This is a genomic window from Methylorubrum sp. B1-46, from assembly GCF_021117295.1.
Taxonomy (GTDB): Bacteria; Pseudomonadota; Alphaproteobacteria; order Rhizobiales; family Beijerinckiaceae; genus Methylobacterium.
Genome location: NZ_CP088247.1, coordinates 305,193 through 327,413, shown reverse-complemented (window position 1 = coordinate 327,413; position 22,221 = coordinate 305,193). Strand labels below are relative to the sequence as shown.

9 protein-coding genes and 2 pseudogenes are annotated in these 22,221 nt (G+C 68.0%); 3 read left to right on the top strand and 8 right to left on the bottom strand.

Annotated features, from left to right (window positions below; all coding sequences use genetic code 11):
* The 6 genes and pseudogenes from LPC10_RS01550 to LPC10_RS01525 all read right to left on the bottom strand — a co-directional run.
* Positions 1-300: pseudogene (locus LPC10_RS01550) on the bottom strand (DUF4113 domain-containing protein); the annotation flags it as partial.
* 120 nt (positions 301-420) lie between these two features.
* Positions 421-1,263, bottom strand: coding sequence for an IS21-like element ISMdi7 family helper ATPase IstB (gene istB / locus LPC10_RS01545; RefSeq protein ID WP_003596510.1), 843 nt, complete (start codon positions 1,261-1,263; stop codon positions 421-423).
* Positions 1,260-2,759 (bottom strand): IS21-like element ISMdi7 family transposase, encoded by a 1,500-nt coding sequence (gene istA, locus LPC10_RS01540; protein ID WP_012778770.1) that lies wholly within the window; start codon positions 2,757-2,759, stop codon positions 1,260-1,262. The genes istB and istA overlap by 4 nt, the downstream gene beginning before the upstream one ends.
* Before the next feature lie 92 nt (positions 2,760-2,851).
* Positions 2,852-4,945: a calcium-binding protein gene (locus LPC10_RS01535; RefSeq protein ID WP_231345139.1), complete on the bottom strand. Its 2,094-nt coding sequence runs from the start codon at positions 4,943-4,945 to the stop codon at positions 2,852-2,854.
* Complete coding sequence (locus LPC10_RS01530) at positions 4,942-6,708, bottom strand: type I secretion system permease/ATPase (RefSeq protein ID WP_231345138.1); 1,767 nt, start codon at positions 6,706-6,708, stop codon at positions 4,942-4,944. The genes LPC10_RS01535 and LPC10_RS01530 overlap by 4 nt, the downstream gene beginning before the upstream one ends.
* Before the next feature lie 60 nt (positions 6,709-6,768).
* Positions 6,769-17,448, bottom strand: coding sequence for a peroxidase family protein (locus LPC10_RS01525; protein ID WP_231345137.1), 10,680 nt, complete (start codon positions 17,446-17,448; stop codon positions 6,769-6,771).
* 660 nt (positions 17,449-18,108) lie between these two features.
* Between LPC10_RS01525 and LPC10_RS01520 the strand changes: the two are divergent.
* The 3 genes and pseudogenes from LPC10_RS01520 to LPC10_RS01510 all read left to right on the top strand — a co-directional run.
* Positions 18,109-18,423: pseudogene (locus tag LPC10_RS01520) on the top strand (ArsR/SmtB family transcription factor); the annotation flags it as partial.
* Between the two features lie 318 nt (positions 18,424-18,741).
* Positions 18,742-19,167 carry a YeeE/YedE family protein gene (locus tag LPC10_RS01515; RefSeq protein WP_231345136.1) on the top strand — a complete coding sequence of 142 codons (426 nt, stop codon included), beginning with the start codon at positions 18,742-18,744 and terminating at the stop codon, positions 19,165-19,167.
* Between the two features lie 3 nt (positions 19,168-19,170).
* Positions 19,171-19,611, top strand: coding sequence for a DUF6691 family protein (locus tag LPC10_RS01510; protein ID WP_231345135.1), 441 nt, complete (start codon positions 19,171-19,173; stop codon positions 19,609-19,611).
* Between the two features lie 230 nt (positions 19,612-19,841).
* On the opposite strand, the gene LPC10_RS01505 is transcribed toward LPC10_RS01510, so the two are convergent.
* Both LPC10_RS01505 and LPC10_RS01500 read right to left on the bottom strand, forming a co-directional pair.
* Entirely contained in the window at positions 19,842-20,516 is a 675-nt protein-coding gene (locus LPC10_RS01505) for a hypothetical protein (RefSeq protein ID WP_231345134.1), read from the bottom strand.
* Positions 20,517-20,581: 65 nt separating this feature from the next.
* A complete protein-coding gene (locus LPC10_RS01500; RefSeq protein ID WP_370644711.1) occupies positions 20,582-21,649 on the bottom strand; it encodes a YeiH family protein in 1,068 nt (355 codons plus the stop codon).
* Between the last annotated feature and the right edge of the window lie 572 nt (positions 21,650-22,221).

Here is a 22,221-nt window from a genome sequence, read left to right as displayed (position 1 = left end):
CTAAGCTAGGGCAAGCGGTAGGTCCGCAACTCGCGTGGTGTAACAGGGCGTGCGCATCTCGAACTTCGTGTTCCAATCCCGCTTCGTCGTGAGCCCAGCCCGTGCCGGGACGACGGCACCGCGACCCCAGCGCGCGTTGCAGGCATCGAGCGCCGCCATCAGCGGACCCGACCGCTCTCGGTCGAGCCGCCCGATCAGCGCCCGCGGGCTGTCGGCCAGGGCGACGAGATCGGTGGTGATCACCCCGGCCTTGGAGTAGCGCCAGGGCACCTGCCCAGGTTCGCGCCAGGTCTTGGCGTGTAAAGGGCGGACCAATTTTAGGCCGCCGTGGCGGAGTAAAACCAGGCCACGGACTGCGGACAGCCTGAACGATGAAGGGGCCCGATCGGGCCTCTTCATCGTTTGTCGCGGATCGTGAGGTCAGGCTGGCCGGATCTCGCCCGTCGCGGGATCAGGGTCATCAAGGGTGGCCTGGTTTTGCTCCGCCCTGTCTGTGCGGCCCCGCCGGCTGCGGGAGGATCTGAGGCGGTAGCTGTCTCCGTTCAGGCTCAGGATGCTGACGTGATGGGTCAGCCGATCCAGCAGCGCACCGGTCAGCCGCTCCGAGCCCAGGACCGAGGTCCAGTCCTCGAACGGAAGGTTCGAGGTCACCACCGTCGAGCCGCGCTCGTAGCGCTGGGACAGGACCTCGAACAAAAGCTCGGCCCCCGTCGGCGACAGCGGCACGTAGCCGAGTTCATCGACAATCAGCAACTTCACCGCGGCCAGCTCCCTCTGAAGCCGGAGCAGGCGGCGCTCGTCACGCGCCTCCATGAGCTGGTTGACCAGCGAGGCCGCCGTGGTGAACGTGACCGAGAAGCCCTTCTGGCAGGCTGCCAGTCCGAGAGCCAGGGCGATGTGCGTCTTGCCGGTGCCGGAGTTGCCGAGCGCGATGACGTTCTCCCGACCGAGGACGTAGCCGCAGCGCGCCAGCTCCAGCACGAGCATCTTGTTCAGGCTCGGGATGGCGGCGAAGTCGAAGGTGTCGAGGCTCTTCACCGCCGGGAAGCGTGCCGCCCGGATCCGGCGCTCGACCATGCGCCGTTCGCGGTCGATCAGTTCCAGCTCAACCAGCCGCAGCAGATAGCGGGGGTGGTCGAGGCCGCTCCGGGCGCAGTCCCGGGCGACCTTGTCGTACTCGCGCAGGACCGTCGGCAACTTCAACTGCTTGAGGTGATGGGCGAGCAGGACGCCCGGTGTCGTCTCATCGCCGCTCACGCTCATGCCGCCACCTCCGGCACCAGCACCGTGTAGTCGGCGGCCATCGTCGCGCGCACCGCAGGCCGGGGCAGATGCGGGTAGGCCGACAAGTCGAGCCGAGGCGGCCGCCGTTCGAGACGGGCCAGCGCGATCAACTTGACCGCATCGAAGCCAATCGCCCCGAGCCGGATCGCCTCGGTGACGGCCCAGGCCACGAGGTCCTTCGGCATCGCCTCCATCAGGCGCAGCACCTGGATGAACTCGCGCTTGCCGCGGTTGCCCATGCGCGCCTCCAGAAGGTGGCGCAGGTGCTGGAACGCCTCGGGCAGATCCCAGCCCTGGAGTGCCGCGGCTTGGTCGAGGGCGTTCGGCTTGGTCTCGATCAGCGCGAGGTAGTGCAGAGGTTCGGCGACGAAAACGCCGCTGCCGTAGCTGCGCGGGTGCCGGGCGATCTCGACCCCCGCACACAGGATCACGACTTCCTCGACGAAGCCCTTCACCAGCACGTCCCGGAAGCCGTAGGTGGTCGGCACCGAGTAGTCGTTGCCGCGATAGCGCACCAGCGCGGTCGACGAGACGCGCCCGGCCCTCTTCTCGCACGGCTCCAGCGGCACCGCCGGCAGGGCTCGCAGAACCACTCGATCGGCCATGAGCCGCGTTCCGATGCTCTCGGGATGCCGCCCGGCGCACTCGTTCTGCCGAGCTCGGCAGCGGCGCTCCAGGTCAGCGTTCAGCGCCTCGAACGAGGCCGCCTCCGGAGCCGGGGTCATGAAGTGGGACCGGGCGAACTTGACCAGCCCCTCGACCTTGCCCTTGTCGTTGCCCCTGCCCGGACGGCCGAAGCGATCCCGGAACAGGCAGTGGCTCACCAACTCGGTGAAGGCGCGCGTACGCTCACGCTGTCCGTCGCCGCAGATCTTGGCCACTGCGATTTTGGTGTTGTCGTACAGGATCGACAGAGGCACGCCGCCGAAGAAGGCGAAGGCGGCGACATGCCCGTCGAGAAAAGCTTCGGTGGTCTCCCGCGGATACGCCTTCACGAAGCAGGCGTCGGAGTGCGGCAGATCCATGCAGAAGAAATGGATCTTGCGGCGCACGCCAGCGATGGTGGCGACCGCCTCGCCAAAATCGACCTGGGCATGGCCGGGCGGGTGGGCGAGCGGCACGAAAGTCTCCTGCCCCCGTGCTCGGCAGATCCGTACGTGGTCCTTCACCACGGTATAGCCACCGGCATAGCCGTGCTCGTCGCGTAGGCGCTCGAAGATCCGCTTGGCCGTATGGCGTTGCTTGAGCGGTGCAGTCCGGTCCGCCTCAAGGATCGCCGCGATCACTGGCAGAAGAGGCCCGAGCTTCGGCTTCTCGACCGGCTTCGAGCGTGTGTAGCCCGGCGGCAACGAGAACCGACACATCTTGGCGATCGTCTCTCGGCTCAACCCGAAGACCCGAGCCGCCTCACGCCGGGACTGGCCCTCGATGAACACGAACTGCCGAACGGCTGCGTAGACTTCCACGACGAACATCCTCGGCTCCTCTCGAAAGAGAAGCCTCTCCACTGGCCGGCTTTTACACCGCCCGCATCAGCACAAAGCCGACGCTCCAGTGGATGGTTTTGTCACCGCCCTACACAGGTGTCGTCGTGGTCGAGGTCGGCCGAGACGAGCGTGCAGTCCCGGCCTTCGAAACGATCGAACCGGCACAGGATTCCGGTCGGCGCATCGCTCCTGCCCTGCAGCGCATCGGCGAGCGGGCGACCGGCCGTGGTGTCCGTGAACAGGGCGTAGCGGACGAGGTCGATGTAATCCCCGACCGAGAAATCCGTGATCTGCACGACCTGGGTGTCGTCTCGAGGCTCGATAGGCGCGGCGAACGCGAACACGTCGCGCCCGGAACCGCCGGTGAGCACGAGATCCCGGTCGCCGACCACGAAGCGGTCGTCCCCCGATCCGGCGATGATCGCTTCGACCGAGGCGATCCGGTCGAGGCCGAGTTCCCCAGCGGAGACGGTCTCGCTGATCAGGTCGACCACGAGATCGACCGTGGCGTCCGAGAGATCGAGCGTGTCCCGCCCCGAACCGCCTTCGAGAGCGTCCTCCTGACCGTCGAGGACGAGGACGATAAGGTCGTCGCCCTCTCCGCCCAGGACGACGTCCCACCCGGCACCGTCCGAGATCACGTCCGCCCCGTCGCCGCCCTGCAGTCGGTCGTTGCCCGCATCGCCGACGAGCACGTCCGCGCCGGTGCCGCCGGACATATCGTCGTCGCCCGCGGCACCGTAGAGGCGGTCGTCGCCCGCGCCGCCGAGGACGAGATCGTCGCCGTCGCCCCCATCCAGGATGTCGCGTCCCTCGCCGCCGTCGAGCAGGTCGTTCCCCGCCTCACCGAACAGGAGGTCGTCGCCCGCCTCACCGAACAGGCGGTCGTGACCCGCGCCGCCCCAGACGATATCCGCGCCGGTACCTGCGAACACGACGTCGTCGCCCGCGCCGGCCAAGACCGTGTCGGCCCCGCCCCCCGCAATCACGTGGTCGCTGCCGCTGCCGGCCTCGACGAGGTCGTCGCCGCCCCGGGCATCGACGTTGTCGTCGCCTTCGCCGGCCGCGATGTCGTCCGCGCAGGGCGAGCCGAGGATGAGGTCGTCGCCGTCGGTGCCGCCGATCAGGGCCCGTTCGAGGACGGTCAGATGGGCCGTGCGGGCGACCGAGAACTCGCCGTCCGTCACCGCGTAGGTGATCGTGACCGGTCCGGGCGCGTCGGCGTCGAACACCCAGCCCGACCCATCCGCCGTCACGGTACCGGAGGAGACCCGGATGTCGCGGACAGTGAGCGCGTCTCCGTCCGGGTCGCTGGCGCCGCGCAGGAGATCGCTCAGGGCGATGGTCAGGAGCGCGCAGCCCGCGACATCACCGAGCTGGACCGGGCCGTTCACGACGGGCGCGCGGTTGCGTTGAGCGGTCACCCCGTCATCCCGGCCACGCGGCGGCGTCGCCGGATCAGGGGAGGGTAGATCGCCGCCCGGTGTCGAACCGGGGGGCACCCGGACCCCGCCTTCCGGTGGGGCAGGCCCTTGCGGGTTTGATCCACCTTGCCCGTCAGTCCTTTGATCCGTCTTGTCGCCCTTGTCCTCTCCGTGCGGCCCGGGGGGCGCCTTCGTCCCGTCGCCGGGCTCCTGCGGCTCCGGGCGGCTTGCGTCCTGCGGTCGGCCGCTGCCGCTCGTCTGCCCGCCACCGCGCCCGCCCGATCCGGCGGCGAGGGAACCGCCATTGTCATTGATCGGCTGGGGGATGATCGGCGATGCCTTAAAGTCGCTGAGGTCCGGACGCGGGTCGGGCCTGGCGAAACGGAGTCCGCGCGAGAACAGTTCGTGCCCGTCGTCGAACAGGGACATGCCGGATTGCAGAACCGGAGAGGGCGGCTCGGCCAGCGGCCTCGGTGCCTCGGCGGCTTTTCCCGAGACCGGCGCGGCGATCTCCTCGGAATGGACGAGGCGCAGGGCGTCGGCGCGGGCGGCCACGGCCTCCGGCTCCACCTCTTCCGCCAGGGTCGCGCGGGGCAGGAACAGGGATTTGAGGTAGGCCGCCACGGCCGCGACCGCGACGGCCGCGTAGTAGGGGGCGCCCGAGCGCCGGTCGGCGCTGCGCGAGACGTAGCGCTCGGCCCCTTCGGCCGCGTCCCGGCCGGGCTTCGTGCCCTTAATCTCGATGGTCATGCGGGCACCCGCTCCGGCACGGAGCGCTCCCTGTTGTCCTGGGCGGTGTCGAGCCTGGCCGCACTATCGCGGGCAGCCTTGCCGAGGATCGCCTCCTTCGGCCCGAAGGCGGTGAGCTTGCCGTCCTGGATCACCGCGACGAGGTCCACCGCCGCCAGCACGCTAGGCCGGTGAGCGATCACGATCGCGACGCCGCCGCGGGCCCGCACGCCGAGGATCGCCGCGGCGAGCGCCGTCTCGCCCTCAGCATCGAGATTGGCGTTCGGCTCGTCGAGGACGACGAGAAACGGGTTGCCATACAGCGCGCGAGCCAGCGCGATCCGCTGCCGCTGCCCGCCCGAGAGCGCCGTCCCGAGCGGTCCGAGTTCGGTCTTGTACCCGTCGGGCATGCGCAGGATCATCTCGTGCACGCCCGCTGCCTGCGCGGCCGCCACGACCAGTGCCGGATCGCTGTCCTCGGACAAGCGCGCGATGTTCTCCTCGACCGTCGCGTCCATGAGGCAGACTTCCTGGGGCAGGTAGCCGATCATCGCGCCCAGGCTCGCCTCGTCCCATTGCGGCAGGTCGGCCTCGTCGAGCCGCACGCTCCCGCGCAGCAGCGGCCAGATCCCGGTCAGCGCCCGGCCGAGGGTGGTTTTGCCGCCGCCGCTCGGCCCGATGACGCCGAGCGCCTGCCCGGCCTTGAGCTCGAACCCGACATCCGAAAGGAGGACGCGCCCGGTGCCGGGGGCGGCGACCGTGATGTGGCCGACCCTGAGCGAGTGGCGCGCCGGCGGCAGCGGCATCGGCGGCTCGGCCGCGGCCAGGGCAATCACGGTCTCCTTCAGGCGCCGGAAGGCAGTCCGTGCGGCCAGGATCACCTTCCAGTTGCCGATCGCCTGATCGATCGGCGCCATGGCGCGGGCGGAGGTGATCGAGGCGGCAATGATGGCTCCGGCGGAGAGTTCGCCGCCGATGACGAGGTAGGCGCCGAGCCCGAGCACCGCCGATTGCAGGATCATGCGCAGCACGCGCGCGATCGCACCGAAGGTACCGCTGATGTCGGTGGTGCGGGTCTGGAGGTCGAGGTGCTCGTCGTTGGCGCGGCGGTAGCGGTCCACCGCGCGGTCGGCGAAGCCCATCGCCTTGAGCACCTCGGCGCTGCGTGCGTTCGAATCCGCGATCGCGTTGCGGGCCACCACGGCCTGCTGCGTGGCGCCGGTCCAGCGCCGGGTCAGGAGCTCGGCGAGGATCGTCAGCAGGGCGAGGACGACCGCCCCCGCGACGGTGAGCGCGCCGAGATAGGGGTGCAGCATGTAGACGAAGATGAGGAAGACCGGCACCCACGGCAGGTCGAACAGGGCGACGAGGCCGGGGCTGCCGAGGAAGCCGCGGACGGTATCGACATCGCGGCCACGCTCCATCGCCTCCGCGGTCGAGAAGCCGAAGCGCGGCATGTCGATCCCGACCCGCTGCGCCAGCGGGGCGACCCGGCGGTCGAACTGCGCCCCGAGGCGAACCAGGATCTGCGAGCGGAGAACGTCGAACAGGCCCTGCGCCAGGTAGAGGCCGATGGCGAGGATCGACAGCCCGACGAGCGTCGGCAGGCTCCCGCTCGGCAGGGCGCGGTCGTAGACCTGCAGCATGTAGAAGGAGCCGGTCAGCGCCAGGATGTTGATGATCCCGGACATTCCGAACAGGAAGACGAAGGGTCCCCGGATGCTCCGGGTGAGCTGCTCGGCGCACCGTTGCTGAGCGAGCTTCTTCTGATCTCTGGAACGCATGGCAGGCTCTCCCCCTCGTCAGGCAGGTGGGCCGGGCCCCTGGCCGGGGCCCGGCCGGGATCAGAGCGCGAAGTCCGCGGCCGTGGGGGCCGTGTTGCTCTTGATGGACAGCTTGAACTCCGGGGTGGCATCGCCGCCGGTGTTCCCCTGGACGACGACGTAATCCCCGTCGTCCCGCGTCTCCTGCGTCACGAGGAGCTGTCCGACACCCGTGAAAGCCGCGCCGGTGGCGAGCGTGAAGGCTTGGTTCCCGGCCGTCCCGGCATCCGCATCGATCGCGCTGAGGTCGATCTTGTCGCCCGGCCGGAAGCTCTCGATGGTGTCGCCGTCCGCTGCCGCCGCCGAGCCGAAGCGATAGGTGTCGCTGCCCTCGCCGCCATCCATCACGTTCACGGCGTCGCTCGCCGTGATGTCGTCGTTGCCGGAACCGGTGACCACGTTCTCGACGCTCCAGAGCACGTCACGGCCCGATTGGGTGCTCGACGCACTGCCACGCCCGGCCAGACCCGTCCCGAGATTGACCGCGATGTTGGCGGTGATGGCCGACATGTCGAGCGTGTCGCTCCCCACGCCGCCCCCCATCTCGTCGCCCCAGTAGGTGTCGTCGCCGTCGCCCACCTCGGCCACGAACAGGTCGTCGCCTTCGCCGCCGATGATCGTGTCCCGGCCGGCGCCGCCGGTCACGAGGTCGTTGCCGGCCCCGGCGAGGATGCGGTCGTTGCCGCCGTCGCCGTAGACCATGTCGGCGCCGCCACCGGCCAGGACATCGTCATCGCCGGCCCCGGCGAACACCACGTCCCGGCCCTCGCCGGCATCGACGAAGTCGTTGCCCGCTCCGGCTCTCACCACGTCGGCGCCGCCGCCGGCGAGGATGTTGTCGTCGCCGTCCAGGCCGAGGATGGTGTCCGCCCCGGCAGTGCCATTGAGGACGTCCCCGTTCGGCCCCCCGGCGATCACGCCGGGGGCATGATTCACGGGCGGATTGGTGCCGGGATCGGTGCCAGGTCCGTCCTCGCCGTCGTCCTCGCCATCGCCGCCGACAGGGTCGGTCGTCCCGTCGTCGTCTCCTTCCCCGTCATCGTCCCCGCCACCGACAGGGTCCGTCACGCCATCATCGTCGTCATCATCATCGTCGCCACCGCCGACCGGATCGGTCGGGCCGTCGTCCTCGTCATCTTCGTCGCCGCCGCCCACGGGATCGGTGGTGCCGTCGTCGTCATCGTCGTCGCCGGGCTCCGTCCCCGGCCCGTCCTCGTCGGACACCTCGAAGATGTGCTCCGGCAGGACGGTCAGGCCGGTGTTGCGGGCAACGATGTCCGAGAAGCCCTGGCCGTCGATGAAGTTCTCGTAGAAGTCGAAGTTGTCGAAGCGCTCGAGGTAGTAGAAGCGGTCGCCGTCCTGCAGCCGGTCGAACTGCTCGTGCAGCACGACCCAGAAGGTCTGGCCGACGACGCCGTTGTTGATGTGCTTCTCGGCGAGACCGCCGACCCAGAGATCGAGCCTGTCGATCCCCTTCACGACGCCGGTCCCATCGGCCTGCATCGCGATCGCGATGTCGCCGTTGATCGCCCGGAAGGCCGCGATGTCGGCGGCGGCGAGGACGAGGTCCGGATAGGCCTGCCGGAACTGCGCAATCACCGCATCGCTGAGGCCGTTGCGCGCCTGGAAGTCCTCCCAGGAGGCGTAGGGCGAGAGGTCGCCGCCGGCAAAACCCACGGCGTCCCGGATGTAGGGGTTGGTGGAGGCGGCCAAGTCGGCCCGGACCTGGTTGAGGGTGCCGAGGCCTACATCCCAGCCGCGGGCCACGTTGAAGGCGAACAGGTCGGCCCGGATGCGCACGAGGTCGTTGCGGACCGCGTCGACGATGTTGAAGTCCACATCCTCGGCCGCCTGCTCGATCGTGCCGCCGATGATGCCGCCGACGCCGTACTGGGCGTAGCCGGGCTGCGGCACGTAGCCGGGAGGCAGGGGCGCGGTGAACACCGAGGGATCGTTGCTCGGGTTGAGGAAGGCGTCGAATAGGCTGACCGGGATGGTCTGACCGTCCGCTCCCTTGACGTTGAGCGTCTGCCCGATCAGCGAGTGGCCGAAGCGGAACACCGCCGCCGCGAATTCGTGGCTGATCGAGACATCCACGCTCGGGTCGTAAGCCTCGAAGCCGTGCGTGCCGTCGGAGCGCAGGCCGCCGATCAGCGTCTCCAGGTACTCGTCGAAGACGACGCGCTGATACTCGGCCTCGTTCACCATCTTGGCAGCCTGGAACACCTGCTCGGGCGTGCCCTGGAAGCCGGATTCGAGCAGCTTCTCGACGTGGTAGTTGTGGTTGCGCGCCCAGATCGTGTGGATCGAGGTGAGAGCGAAGTTCTCGTTGGCCCGCCCGTCGCCGGCCACGAAGTGGTCGAGGACGCTGATGAAGGGGTTGGTGTCGAGCAGCAGCGGATGGCCCGAGCCCATGAAGTCGCCGACCAGCTTGGTGAGCACCTGTGGGTCGAAGGCGCCGGTCTCCGTATTGAACAGGGTGCCCGTCACTCCCTCGGACAGGGCGAAGTTGGTGTAGTAGGTTCGGAAGCTGATCGGTCCGTTCGGTCCCTCGAAGATCGTGTCGGCCTGCCAGTGGTGGTTGACCAGCTCGCGCAGCGTCGGCAGCAGGTTGAAATCGGGGTTGGACGGGTCCGGTGCCCCCGCCAGGAGCCGCATGCCGACGCCCTGCGCCCCGTCGCTTTCCCGCAGGAACTGGCCGACCATCGCGTTTGAGCCGTAGGCCTGGTTCTGATCGATATAGGGTGACGTCTGATTCTTGTGCTGCGGGATACCGTTGGCGTCGACGGCCATGACGGTGCCGCGGGTGAGGTCGGCCGGGTTGTTGGAGCCCGGCGCCCCGCCGCCGGGCGCGCCGATCACGATCGAGCCGTTGCCGCCCTTGGGCAGGAAGTCCAATCCGTGGTCGATGTACTGGCCCATCGCCATGAAGAAGATGTTGGCGTCGTTGCCGGCCTTGGGCAGGCCGGCCTCCTGCGTGCCGAGGATGTTGCTGATGGTGCGCGCGTCGAGGCCGTTGAAGATCGGGTTGATGGCCCGGTTTCCGTTGGCGTCGGGCGCGCCGTAGCGGGCTTCCGTCAGGCGGATGAAGGCCTGGTCGGCGCTGCCCCAGGTCGCGTGGTCCAGGTTGTTGCCGTGCCCGCTGAGTTCGCGGTAGCCCGTCGGCACGTCGTCGTCGCCCGCATTGGCCGGGCGCTGGCCGCGCACCAGCGCCTCGAGCCCGTCGATGTCGGCCTGCGTGTAGGCGAAGGCACCGGTGACGCCCTCGCCGTCCCCTTCGTCGGAGCCTGCCTCGACCGCGATCCGCGGCATGCCGCCCGCGGCCGAGAAGGTGATGGTGTGCGACCCGTTGGTAAGGGTCGTCATGCCGTTCGCGCCTGCGGTCGTGACGTAGTCGGCCCGGTTCGAGCCGGCCGGCAACTCGATCACGTCCTGCGGCCGCAGCGTGCCGACGATGGTGTCGTGCCCGCCGTTGGAGCGGAAAACGATGCGGTGGGCCGAGGCGAGGGCGGCCATGTCCACGGTGTCGTCACCCGCTGAGCCGTCGATGGTGATGGTGTTGAAGTTCAGGCTGGTGCCGGTGAAGCTGCCGATCACCTGGATCGTGTCGCCGCCATTGGCACCGCCGTTCTGGCCGCCGGGCGACGTCACTTGGAGCGCGTTGACGCGGATCTCCTCGATATTGTCGAGTTCGGCGACGATCGCGGCGGCCCCCGTGCCGTTGCGGGTGATCACAATCTCGGTGCCGGCGGCGAGCTGCGCATCCGTGTTGCCGGCGACCTGCAGCCAGGCCGACCGGCTGTAGATGCGGAAGAGTTCGGACCCCGCGACGCCGTTCAACTGATACGTATCGGTGCCGGTGCCGCCATCGACGCGGTCGCGTCCGTCGGTGCTGACCTGAATGAAGGTATCGTTGCCGCCGCGACCGTTCAGGATGTCGTTGCCGCCGCCGCCGTTCATCGTGTCGTTCGGCTGGATTCCGAAGAGGGCGGTGTCGGCGCCGTTGGCGATGTCGTCGCCGGCCGGGTTTGAGAACAGCTCTTCCGGATTGCCCGCGCCGTCGGTGAAGCTCACGCGCAGCCTCAGCAGGTCCCCGACCTGTGCTTGGCCAGGCGTGTAGTTGAGCGTGCCGGCCGCTGTCCCGGCGATGTCCGTCCAGGTCTGGCCGTTATCGCCCGATTGCTGCCAGCGGAGCGCGAAGGTTCCGAGACCGTCGGCGTCCTGGATCGCCGCGACCAGTGCGCCGAGCGGCTGGCCCTCCGTCGGCGAGACGAGGCCGTTCGTCGGCGTCGCGTCCGTGACCACGGGAGCACCGGTCGCGACGCTGTTGACGATGACCTGCTCGACGTTCTTCAATTCGGCGATGACGACCCCGTTGCGCACGACCACGGTCTGCGTGTCGTCGCGGAACGAGAGGTTCGTGAACTGCGCCCTCGCCTGAGCCAACGTGAGCTGCTGGACGGGACCGGTCCCGTTCATGATCCGGAAGCTGTCCGTGCCGGTGCCGCCATCGACGAAGTCGCGGCCGTCGCCCGTCCGCCACAGGACGTTGTCGTTCCCCGCCCCCGCGAAGACGAGATCGTTGCCCGCCCCGCCGCTGAGCGTGTTGTTGCCGGTGGTCCCGACGACGATGTCGATGGCTGCCGTGCCGTTGGCGCCGAGCGCGTAGGGCGTGACGTCGTTGCCCATCTGGATCTGCTCGATCGTGACGAGGGTGTCGATGCCGTCGCCCTCCGCGCCGAGGTTGTCGCTGACGATGACCTCGCCTGCCGCGTTCCGTTCAAAGCTGTAGGCCGCGATCGGACCTGAGAAGATTGCGGTGTCGGTGCCGGCACCGCCGATCAGGCGGTCGTTGCCGTGTCCGCCGGAGAGCTGATCGTCGTCGTTGCCGCCGTCGAGCGTGTTGTTGCCGGTCCGGCCGATCAGGGTGTCGGCGCCGTCATTGCCGAGGAGGAGGTCGTCGCCTTCGCCGCCATCGACCCGGTCGTCGCCGCTGCCGGCGTAGATGGCATCGTTGCCGACATCGCCCTCGATGTCGTCGTCACCGTCGCGTCCGAGAATGACGTTCGGGCTCGCGGAGCCCAAGATATCCTCGGCCGCCGCATTGCCGACGAAGGCGGTCTGGACGGAGGCCGTCTGCTGCGGGCCGGTGCTGCCGGCAATCGTGCTGGTCCAGTTCGCGACCACCCGGATCTCGACGCCCGTCGCGCCGGTCGGGGTGAAGCGCGTGCCCTGGTTCGTGACCTGACCGTCCGCGCCGGTCACGTTGCGCCACTGCCCGTTGTCGCCGAGGACCTGCCACTGCAGGGTCACGGGGCGGGTGTTCGCGTTGACGCGGTTCACTAGGTTGGCGACGAGTGTCGAGGAATCGTCGCCGTCCAAGTCGAACGGCGTGATGGTGAGGCTGTCGAAGGGCTGGTTGAGAACCAGCCCGACATCGACCGTGCCGTCGGCGAAGCGCAGCTTCTCGATGTTGCGCAGCGTGTCCGTGCCGTCATCGACGGCCGGATTGCTGAGCGTGGTGTGGGCGACCCTCAGCGTGCCGTCCGCGGCACGGGTGACCGTGTAATTGGCCCGGATATCGTTGAACACGGCGGTGTCCACGTCCGCCGCCGAGGCGCCGGTGGTGATGACCTCGCGGACGATGTTCAATTGGGTCGGTTTGATGACCCGGTCGATCATCAGCTCGAACAGCGACTTCCCGGCCCAGCCGCGCGCCTGATTGGCGGCGCTGTCGTCGAAGACGTGCTTCAGGCTGTCGACCGTCGCGATTTCCTGATTGGCATCCGCGGGATTGCGGATGCTGATGCGCACGTTCAGCCAGCGGTCACCGTCGAGGATGTCGTCGCCGCCGTTGCCCTGGAGCGTGTCGCTGCCCGCACCGCCGAGCAGGATGTTACCGGCTTCAAAGAACTGCTGACCCGGCGCGAGCGACACAATCTGGTTGAGACCGGCGATCCGGGCGATGCCGGCCGCGTCGAGGCCGTCGTTGAAGAACACGCCCTCGTTGGTCGCGTTGATCGGCGCGCCGGCGGGCTCCTCGGCATCCGCGTTGGCGGCCGCCGTCCGGTCGTCGCCGATGAGCGTGTCGTTCAGCCGCCAGCCCGAGAGCCCCTCCGTCTTGTCGAAGCGGTTACGCAGGATGTCGGCTTCTTCGGTGGTGAAGATCGGGACCCGCATGTCGGCATTGGCCGCGATCTGGTTGCCCTTGTAGATCGCCCAGTCGAAGCCGAACATGCCCTCGTTGCGCATCACGCTCTCGCCCTGGACCATGATGTCGTCGCCGGACTCGCCGTCGAAATCATGCTCGTCGCCGCCGGCGAACATGACGTCGTGGCCCTTGATGGCCGAGTTGAAGAACAGCTCCGAGTTGTCGCCGGCCGTGGTGTCGAAGCCGCCGCCGCCCTCCATCCAGTCGTCGCCCTCGTTACCCATCAGAAGGTCGGCGTCGTCACCGCCGATCACGAAGTCGTCGCCCTCGCCGGCGAAGACTTCGGTCGCATCGACGCCGACGAAGATCGCGTCCTTGCCGCGCCCGCCCATCAGGATGTCGATGCCGTTGGAGTTGGCGATGACGTCGTTGCCGTCCTCGCCCTTGAGGAAGTCGCCGGTGTCGCCGGAATCGGTGATGATGTCGTCGCCCGCGCCGCCGTTCACGAGATCGACGCCCGCGCCCGCCTCGATGCGGTCGTCGCCCGCGTCGCCCCAAATCCCGTCATCGCCGAAATCGGTGATGATGGTGTCGTTGCCGTCGGTGCCGCCCACCAGCACGTGCTCGCCGCCGGTGAAGCGGAGATAGTGCCCGGTCGAGAACGGCTGGTTGAGCGCGGCCGGATCGACGACGGTTGCGTCGAGGTCGGCGGCCGGGCTGGCGATGGACTGCCCGGTGCGCAGGACGTTGCCCGCCCCATCGCGCACGAACGGATCGGCGGCCGGATCGTAGCCGGGCGTCTGCGCCGGGGTCAGATCGGACCGGTAGGCCGGCGCCGTCCGCACGAGCTCGACATCGTCCACGAGGATCTGCGCGTCGCCGCTGCCGGTGTTGCGGATCTCGAGCCGGAGCTGAAGGCCCGCGAGCGCCGCCGGGATGACGCCCGTGCCAAGGGTGAACGTGCCCCACTGCCCGTCGGCCGGCTCCGTGAGCGTCAGCGTGCCGAGGGTCACCGGGTTCGCCCCGCCGACCGCCACCAGGCGCGCCTCGGCGCCCGGCCAAGTGAAGTCGGTGCGGTCCCCGACCTTGAAGCTGTAGGTGTAGCCGACGCCGGCCTGGAGGGAGGGGCCCTCCTCCTGCGAGAGCGTGGCGCCGCCGCGCAGCCACACGACATTGGCGCCGTCGCGGCCGGCCGGATCGATGATCGTGTCGGCCGGCGCGTAGAGGCCGCCGATACCCCCGGCGATGGTCCAGCCGGCCGGGCTCGTGGTGGTGTAGTTGCCGTTGCCGTCGAGGATCACCCCCTCCTGGCCGGCCACCAGTGCCAAGCCCTCAAAGCTGCCGTTGGCGACCACCACCGCCTGGGGCACGGACGAGCCGGGCGCGAAGGCGAGGCGCCCATCGGCGCCGATCCGCAGCATCGGCGCGTCCAGCATGTCGGCCTGGGTCAGGGCGATGCCGAGCCCCGCCGCGTTCGCCTTGAGGTCGGCCCAGGTCACCGGGCTGCCGGCGGCGCCGACGCCGTCCTCGCTGCCGTCCACGAGCGCGCCGGTCGGGGTGCCGTCCGCGCCGTAGCGCCGGACCAGGGCGTTGATCGAGGCATGGAAGCCGCTCGCGCCCTCGTCGGCGGCGGTGCCGGGGTCGTCGCGCACGACCTTGCCGAGGCCCATCGCCTCCAGCACGGGATCGTTTCCGGTCGGGTCACGGCCGGGGTCGGTGCCGTTCTGGTCGAGCTGGTTGGCGGCGTTCACCTCCAGCTCGAAATCGTAATCGGCGAAGGCGTCGACGCCGATATGGCGCGGAACGATGTCGTCGGCCGTGCCGCGGATGCCGTCTGGCCCCGGCAGCGACAGGCTCGAATTGGCGAGCATGATCTTCGAAAAGGAGTTCTGCTCCAGCTCGTTGAGGAAGTTCTGCCCCTGGACGCGGGTGAGATAGTAGAAGCGGTCAGCGTCCTGCAGGTTCTCCATCTGGGCTTCGAAGATGGCGTTGAAGGTCGAGCCCAGCATGCCGCCGAACGGCATCTGCTTCTCGGCCAGGCCGCCGATCCAGAGATCGACGGCGTTGAAGCCCGTCTCCCGTCCGGCCCAGCTGCCGCGCGAATTGAGGTAGTCGAGGCGGTCCGCCGGCGCGCCCGCGCCGCCGAAGACCAGCGCCATGGCTGCGTCGCGCTTGGCGTCGAGCGTCGTCGCGGCGGCAAGGGTGGCGTGGGTGCCGTAGGCAGCGATGAAGTTCACCACCGAGAGCGGGTTCTTCAAGTTGGCCGCCATCTCCACCCAGCTCGTGTAGGGGGTGAGGAAGGTCGAACCGGTCGCCGCGTAGAGCTGGGTCCGCGCCTCGTTGAGCGTCGGCGTGCCGGTATCGCGGCCGCGGGCGATGTTGATCGCGGCGAGATCGAGCGGCAGGCCGAGCAGATTGTTGCGCAGGGCGCCGACGACGAACTCGTCGATCTCGCTGCCGCGCTCGATCGTCATGCCGCGCATGATCGCGGCCGCGCTCTCGTCGTGGGTCATCCCGCCGTCGTTGTCGAACGCCACCGGGTTGAGGAAGGCCTCGATCAGGCCGAGATCGGCGTCGAGCGCCTGCCCGTCGGCTCCGAGCCGCGGCATGTTCTCGGTCAGCATCGAGTGACCGAAGCGGTAGACCGTGTTGGCGAACTCAGCGAAGATCGACGGGTCGATCTCGGTCACCGAATTGAACACGAAGGGATCGACCAGCGGTTGGATCTTGCGGGCGAATTCTTCGAAGACAAGGTGCTGGTACTGCATCTCGGTGGCGAAGCGCGCCGCCTGGAACAGCCGTTCCCCGTCCCAGGACAGCGTGTTGGCGTAGGCGAGCTGGGCCAGCGGCGTCATCTGCGCGAAATTGGCCGGCAAAGCCGCGATGTCGGTCGCCAGCCAATCGTTGATGAAGGCGAGATTGCCGGACTGCAGGATCGTCAGCTTCTGAGCATCGACCTGGCGGTTGTGCTCGGAATGGAAGATGTGGTGGACGGCCGTGAGGCCGATGTTCTCGTTGCCGCGCCCGTCGCCGGTGACGAAGTGCCGGTCTAGCAATTCGTTGTCGTATTCGAGATTCCGCCCGGTCTGGCCTACCGGAACCGCATTCCCGGTAAGCGCGTCGGCATCGGGCCGGAGCACGCCGTTGACGACAACAGGCACCGCGTTGTGGGCGATGTCGTCGAGGAAGGCGTTGAGGGTGCGGGCCGCCGCGACCGTCTCGCCCGCTTCGATGACGTTCTGGGTATTGCTGGGTCCCAACAGCACCGTGCCGACGGGAAGCTGGATCGCTGCGAGCTTGAGCGGCTCGGCCAGACTGCCGCTGGCATAGACGGCCTGCCCTCCGGGCCCGATGCCGACCATCACCTGCGGCAGGCCGTTGGCACCACGGACGAACTCGCCATAGGCGTCCACCAACAATTGCGGGACGGCGGAGACATCGGCGTCGGTCAGCTCGATGCCGAGCTTCGTCCGCGCCTGAAGCTTGACGTCGGCCCAGGTCGCGAGGCCCCCGTCCGCGCCGCCGAGCAGCCGTCCGGTCGCGATCGGCCGTCCATCCACCAGCGCGTATTCCCGCAGGAACACTTGGTGCGAGGCGTTCGACGTGTAGGTCTGGTTCTGGTCGACGAAGGGCGTCGTCACATTGCGCTGCGAGCCCTCGACGGTCGTGGCGCGCGTCAGCGTCATGAAACGCAGATGCGGCGCGAGATCGTCGGCGGTGCCGGCGACGCCGTCCTGTCCGAGTACGAGCGGATCGTCGGCGGCGAGCGGGACGTAGACGGTGCCGTTTCCGCCCTTGGAGATCAGGTCGAGGCCATGGTCGAAGAACTGGCCGAAGAAGGTCATCCAGGCGTTGAAGGGCTTCGACAGGCCCTCGTCCGGCGAGACGTTGAGGACGTCAATGGAGCCGTTGGTGACGGTGACGCCGGTCTGCTCCAGCAGCGTATCGAGGTTCGCTTGCAGGGTCGTGTGGTCGCCCGCCGGGTTCGCCGCCTTGGCGGCCTTCAGGGCCTCGTGCGCGGCCGTGATCGCGCGCTGATCGGCGATGACGTTCTCCGAACCGGCGATCCGCAGCGCGGCGGCGATGGCGGCCGGGTTGTCGAGGCTCGCATCGACCACGAGGTTCGAGATGATGCGCGGGTCGGCATCGGCGACGGACCCGGGCGTCCCATAGTTGTTGTTCGTGATGACCGGCGCGCCCGGCCCGAGCGGCATCGTGTCCCCGTCCGGGTCGTTGAGGTAGGTCGGATCGAACAGTTGCGGCATCGGCTGGCCGGACGAGCCCCAGGTCTCGCGGCCGGGCACGATGTTGTTGAAGGTGCCGTCGACCGTCCGCAGCCCGTACGGCACGTGCGGATCCGGGATCGCCTTCGGCGCCGCGGTCGCGCCGAGCCAGTTTCCGGCCCCGTCGTAGAGCGCGCGATCCGTGAGAAGCGTGCCGGCGGCATCGACGCGCAGCTCCGTCAGCTTGATGCCGCTCGCATGCGCCTCGGCGATCTTGATCTGCTTGAGGATGAAGGTCAGATCCTGGAGATTGAGCTTAACGGCCATGGCCACCTCCCGAATGTGCACACCGGCGAGCAGCAGCCGGCCTGGTGAAGGGTCGAGCGCCCCTTGTGACCGGGGACGGCTCGGAACTGGCCACAGCATTCCACCAGCCGCGCGGATTGGCTGGAGTTAAAAAATACCTAACGAGACGGGAAAAACTCTCGCGTGAGGGTTTTTCCTTCACACGCAGAGGGGAGACAGAATAATAGATTCAAATTATTACAATACTTTGCAAATCGGTATATTTGGTCGATTGTTTATGTATTATTTTCCCCTCAAACATTAAGATAAATTGCTGATCAGTTTCCTGGAGAGTATTTCATAAGTAAATACAAAATCACATTGCTTATAAATTATTGCAGAACTTTTTGCGTTCACCTTGTGTTATCATTGCTCGCCGCTCAAGATAATGTTAAAACAGGGCCACTCCAGCGATCGCTTCAAGCCGTTTCGGTCGACGAGTGCTGAGTAAAGCGAGCGCGTACTGTCCTCACGAGTGCCAAGCTTGGTCCAGGGCATCGAGCAGGAAGTCTGCCGGGGCTGGACATCCTGGCCGGCCGCAACCGAAGCGCGCGTCATGAACCGGGCGCAGCGGGACGGCCCTCTCGAAACATATTAGAATTACCTAAATAAGAGGGACCGACCACTTTGGGATGCGGTCCGATGGATGCCCTGACGCCGACCGACCTTCTGCGCCTTGAGGACAAGGCCGCCGACGCGGCGCGCTTGCTGCGGCTCCTCGCGAACGAAAAGCGCCTGCTCATCCTGTGCCTGCTGGTCGCCCATGGTGAGAAGGACGTCTCGAGCCTGGCCGAGGCGGTCGAGCTCAGCCAATCGGCCCTGTCGCAGCACCTCGCCAAGCTACGCGAAGACGATCTGGTCGCTTTCCGACGCGAGAGCCAGACCCTGTACTACCGATTGGCGGACCCAAGGGCCGCGCGTGTTCTCGCCACCTTGAAGGATATCTTCTGCCCCGACGACAACGGGGCGGATGAGGCCGTGGCCCGCGGTGAACCGACTCGCTCGGAGCGAGATCGACTTCGGAGAACGCCCGACGAGCGATGACCCGGAGCGAGGTCGGCCTTGATGCAGCGGTCGAAGCGCGAGCCGAAGCCGATCTCGCTCCGCCCGTCAGGGAACAGCCGGCACGCTTGCGTTGAAGATCGATTTAGATAATTCTAATTGAGAAGTATCTAATTCAACGATAACGAGTGCGTACTCCATCGCCCGCCCAAGCCGAGCGAGGGGCGCATGGTGTCTACGGATGCGGCGGGGTCGCAATTCAGGAGTGATCCGATGGACGGCTTTACACCCCTCAGCGCCACGCTCGGCGGCCTTATGATCGGCGCGTCCGCCGCTCTGCTGCTGCTGCTCAACGGGCGCATCGCCGGGATCAGCGGAATCCTCGATGGGTTGCTTGCCCCTGCCGCGGGCGGGATCGGCTGGCGGATCGCTTTCCTGGCCGGCCTGATCCTGGCTCCGCCGGCCTATGCCGTTCTGGGAGGAAGCCTGCCACCGGTGACCGTCGAAGCCTCGTTCCCACTCCTGGCGGTCGCCGGCCTCCTTGTCGGCTTCGGCGCCCGGCTCGGGGCGGGCTGCACCAGTGGCCACGGGGTTTGCGGCATCGGGCGCGGTTCGCCCCGCTCACTCGTCGCGACCCTCATGTTCATGGTCACCGCGATCTTGACCGTCCTCGTCACACATCGTCTGCTCGGAGCCTGAGCCATGGCCGCGATCGCATCCGCCTTCGCCGTCGGCCTGCTGTTCGGGCTCGGTCTGATCGTCTCGGGCATGGCCAATCCCGCCAAGGTCCTCGCCTTCCTCGACGTGACCGGACGCTGGGATCCGAGCCTCGCCTTCGTCATGGCAGGCGCTGTGGCCGTCTCGGCTGTCGGCTATCGCGTCGCGCAGCGGCGTGGCCGGCCGGGGCTCGCGACTCGGCTCGACCTTCCGACCCGGCGCAACATCGATCCGCGCCTCATCGCCGGCGCCGCGGTCTTCGGCCTCGGCTGGGGGCTGGTCGGGCTGTGCCCCGGCCCGGCGCTGACCCTCCTCACGGTGCTGCCGGCGCAAGCCGCGACCTTCGTGGCCGCCATGATCGTCGGCATGTTGCTGTTTCGCCGCGTACCCGCCGCGGACGCGGCGGCTCAGCGAGCCGATGCTTGATCGCGACTTTTCCGGAGAGTGCGGAGCCCTGGATCGCCACGGCTTCGCCTCGCAATGACGAGAGAACAGACCGCGGTCATCACGCGGATACCGTATGATGCCTACCCGCATCACCGCTCGCTGGATCGTCGGCTCGTCTCGGGCCGGCGGTGCGCTCGATGAGGATGGGGCATCTCGCGTCGCACCCGGCTTCGCGACAACCGGTAGCGCGCCCACCGCCTGACTTGGTCTCATAGTGCCCGACGGGATAACGCGCGCCTCTCAGGCGCCGCCTCGTCCCACTCGCGGTCTCGCTCACGCACGAGTTCGGCCTCTGTCTTCGCAATGTCCATCCCGCACGGCGTGTCGCCCTCGCGCAGCGTCCGGGGCGACGGCATGCTTCGCGGATCTGGCCGAACGGCGCGGACGAGAGCGGAGACGATTCCGTCGACATCCGCGCCCGAGACGCCGAGCGCCCTCGCGACCTCGATGCGCCGCAGCGCCGCGAGATCGGCCCAACCGGGCCCGTTTGAACCGAACCGTTCGATAAGAGCCGGGACGAGACCAAGCGCGCCCACGGGCACGGTGCGCAATCGGTCCAGGCGGCGCCAATCCGTCGTGTCTCGATCGTGCATCGCTCGCGCCTCTGGGAGGAACCGGGCCAATTCATCGAGGATATGGGCTCGGATCGCGCCGACACGGACCGGACCGACCTTGCGCAAAGCCATCAGGCCAGCCGGCGTCGCGAGCGCCAGCGCCCCCATATGCGCGAAGCCGCCTTTGCGGAGGCGGGCCCGCAGCGAGGCCGTGAGCAGCCCGCGCCCGAAGCCGCCGACAGCGAGACGATCGACGGTCGCATCGCTCAGGTCGTCGAAGAGCGGCAGATGCGCCGATGCCTCGTCGAAGAGTGTCGGATGGGGCGCCATGATGGGCGGTTATGGGATGGATTGTCGGGGAGGTCGAGATTGAGAGCGGCGTCTGCGGACCGGGCTCAGCCGAGCCGGAGCAGATGGATCAGCCCGAGGCTCACCAGCAGCAGCAGCGCGAGCGACAACGTCACCGCCGCCGTGACGCGCCCGCCGACACGTCCGATCACCCGCACATCGACGCCGAGTCCGAGGGCGGCCATCGAGATCACGGTGAGGATGCCGGCGGTCCGCGTGACCGGGCCGAGCGCGACATCGGGCACGAGCCCGAGCGAGCGGAACGCGGCCAGCACGAGGAAGCCGACGATGAACCACGGCACCAGCCTGAACGGATCGATCCGGCGCGTTCCGCCGGCTTCCGCGGTCGCGTCGAAGCGCGGAGCCAGGAGCGAGAGGCCGACGACGACGGGGCCGAGCATGAGCACGCGCACGAGCTTGACCAGCGTGCCGATCTGCGTCGCGGCGAGCCCGGCCGGCACGGTGGCGGCGAGAACCTGCGGCACCGCGTAGACCGTGAGGCCGGCCAAGATTCCGTACTGGCCAGCGCCGAGGCCGAGCAGTGGGATCAGCAGCGGCAAGCCGAGCACCATCAGCACGCCGAGGATGGCGGTGAAGGAGATCGAGGAGGCAACGTCGTCGCTGTCGGCGCCGATCACGGGGGCGACCGCCGCGATGGCCGAATTTCCGCAGATCGCGTTGCCGCAGGCGATGAGGATCGAGATCCGCTCGCCCAGTCCGAGCAGACGGCTGATCGCATAGCTGGCGGCGATCGTCATGACCACGGTGGCGACGACTGCCGCGAGCAGGACCGGCCCGGAAGCGACGATCGCCGCGAAGCTGATAGAGGCACCGAGCAGCATCACCGCGACTTCGAGAAGCTGCTTGGCGCTGAAGGCGATGCCGGAGCGCCACAGCGGGCTCGGTGCCCAGAAGGTTCGGATCGCCATGCCGAGCAGGATCGCGATCACCAGTGCCTCGATGTAGGGGTGCTCGAAGGCGCTCTCTTCGAGGTTCTGCAAACCGATCGAGACCAGCGTCACCGCGAGACACAGCGCGATGCCGGGCGCCAGCTCCTTCAGGCGCGACGCGGAAAAGCGGAGCTCCGGCGGCCTCGAGAGGCGGTTCATCTGCAGCATCGTCGTCCCTTGATGCCGAATTTCGGCATCGCTTTCACGCCGGCTTCATAGAAGAATTTCTCTGTCCTGCGCGGGGTGTAAAGAGATACCTCCTACACGCAATCGATGCCGCCGAGCGCTCTTTGAGATGTCCCGATCGAAGGTTCGGGCTTGAGCCTTTTCCGCACCAGCACGCCGGCCGCTCACCGCAGACGGGTGTGCGGGCGGCCTTAAGCCCTGCGCTCGAAATGTCGGGCGTCGGCTTGGCCGGGCGACCGATGCCCCGGATCGGCGGCTCAAGCCCTTCCTGCCCGGACCGCGTTGGACGGTGTTATGCCATGTCTGGTTGATCGCTTCGGTTTTTGCTCGACGCCGTCATCGCGAGGCGAAGCCGAGGCGATCCAAGATGCGACATCTCCGAAGAGTACGGAACCCTGGATTGCCACGGCTTCGCCTCGCAATGACGAAGAGACACCGAAGCGATCGAGCGGAGACCGTATCACCGGCGGGATGCCGCACAGAAAAAGGCGCTGCGGAGAGCCCGCGGCGCCTTCATGTCCGATCAATCAGAGCTGTTTGCGGCAGGCTGG

Excerpts from the sequence above, each read along its gene's own strand:
- istB (WP_003596510.1), bottom strand. The coding sequence starts at position 1,263 with ATGAGCGTGAGCGGCGATGAGACGACACCGGGCGTCCTGCTCGCCCAT.
- istA (WP_012778770.1), bottom strand. The coding sequence starts at position 2,759 with ATGTTCGTCGTGGAAGTCTACGCAGCCGTTCGGCAGTTCGTGTTCATC.
- LPC10_RS01535 (WP_231345139.1), bottom strand. The coding sequence starts at position 4,945 with ATGACCATCGAGATTAAGGGCACGAAGCCCGGCCGGGACGCGGCCGAA.
- LPC10_RS01530 (WP_231345138.1), bottom strand. The coding sequence starts at position 6,708 with ATGCGTTCCAGAGATCAGAAGAAGCTCGCTCAGCAACGGTGCGCCGAG.
- LPC10_RS01525 (WP_231345137.1), bottom strand. The coding sequence starts at position 17,448 with ATGGCCGTTAAGCTCAATCTCCAGGATCTGACCTTCATCCTCAAGCAG.
- LPC10_RS01515 (WP_231345136.1), top strand. The coding sequence starts at position 18,742 with ATGGACGGCTTTACACCCCTCAGCGCCACGCTCGGCGGCCTTATGATC.
- LPC10_RS01510 (WP_231345135.1), top strand. The coding sequence starts at position 19,171 with ATGGCCGCGATCGCATCCGCCTTCGCCGTCGGCCTGCTGTTCGGGCTC.
- LPC10_RS01505 (WP_231345134.1), bottom strand. The coding sequence starts at position 20,516 with ATGGCGCCCCATCCGACACTCTTCGACGAGGCATCGGCGCATCTGCCG.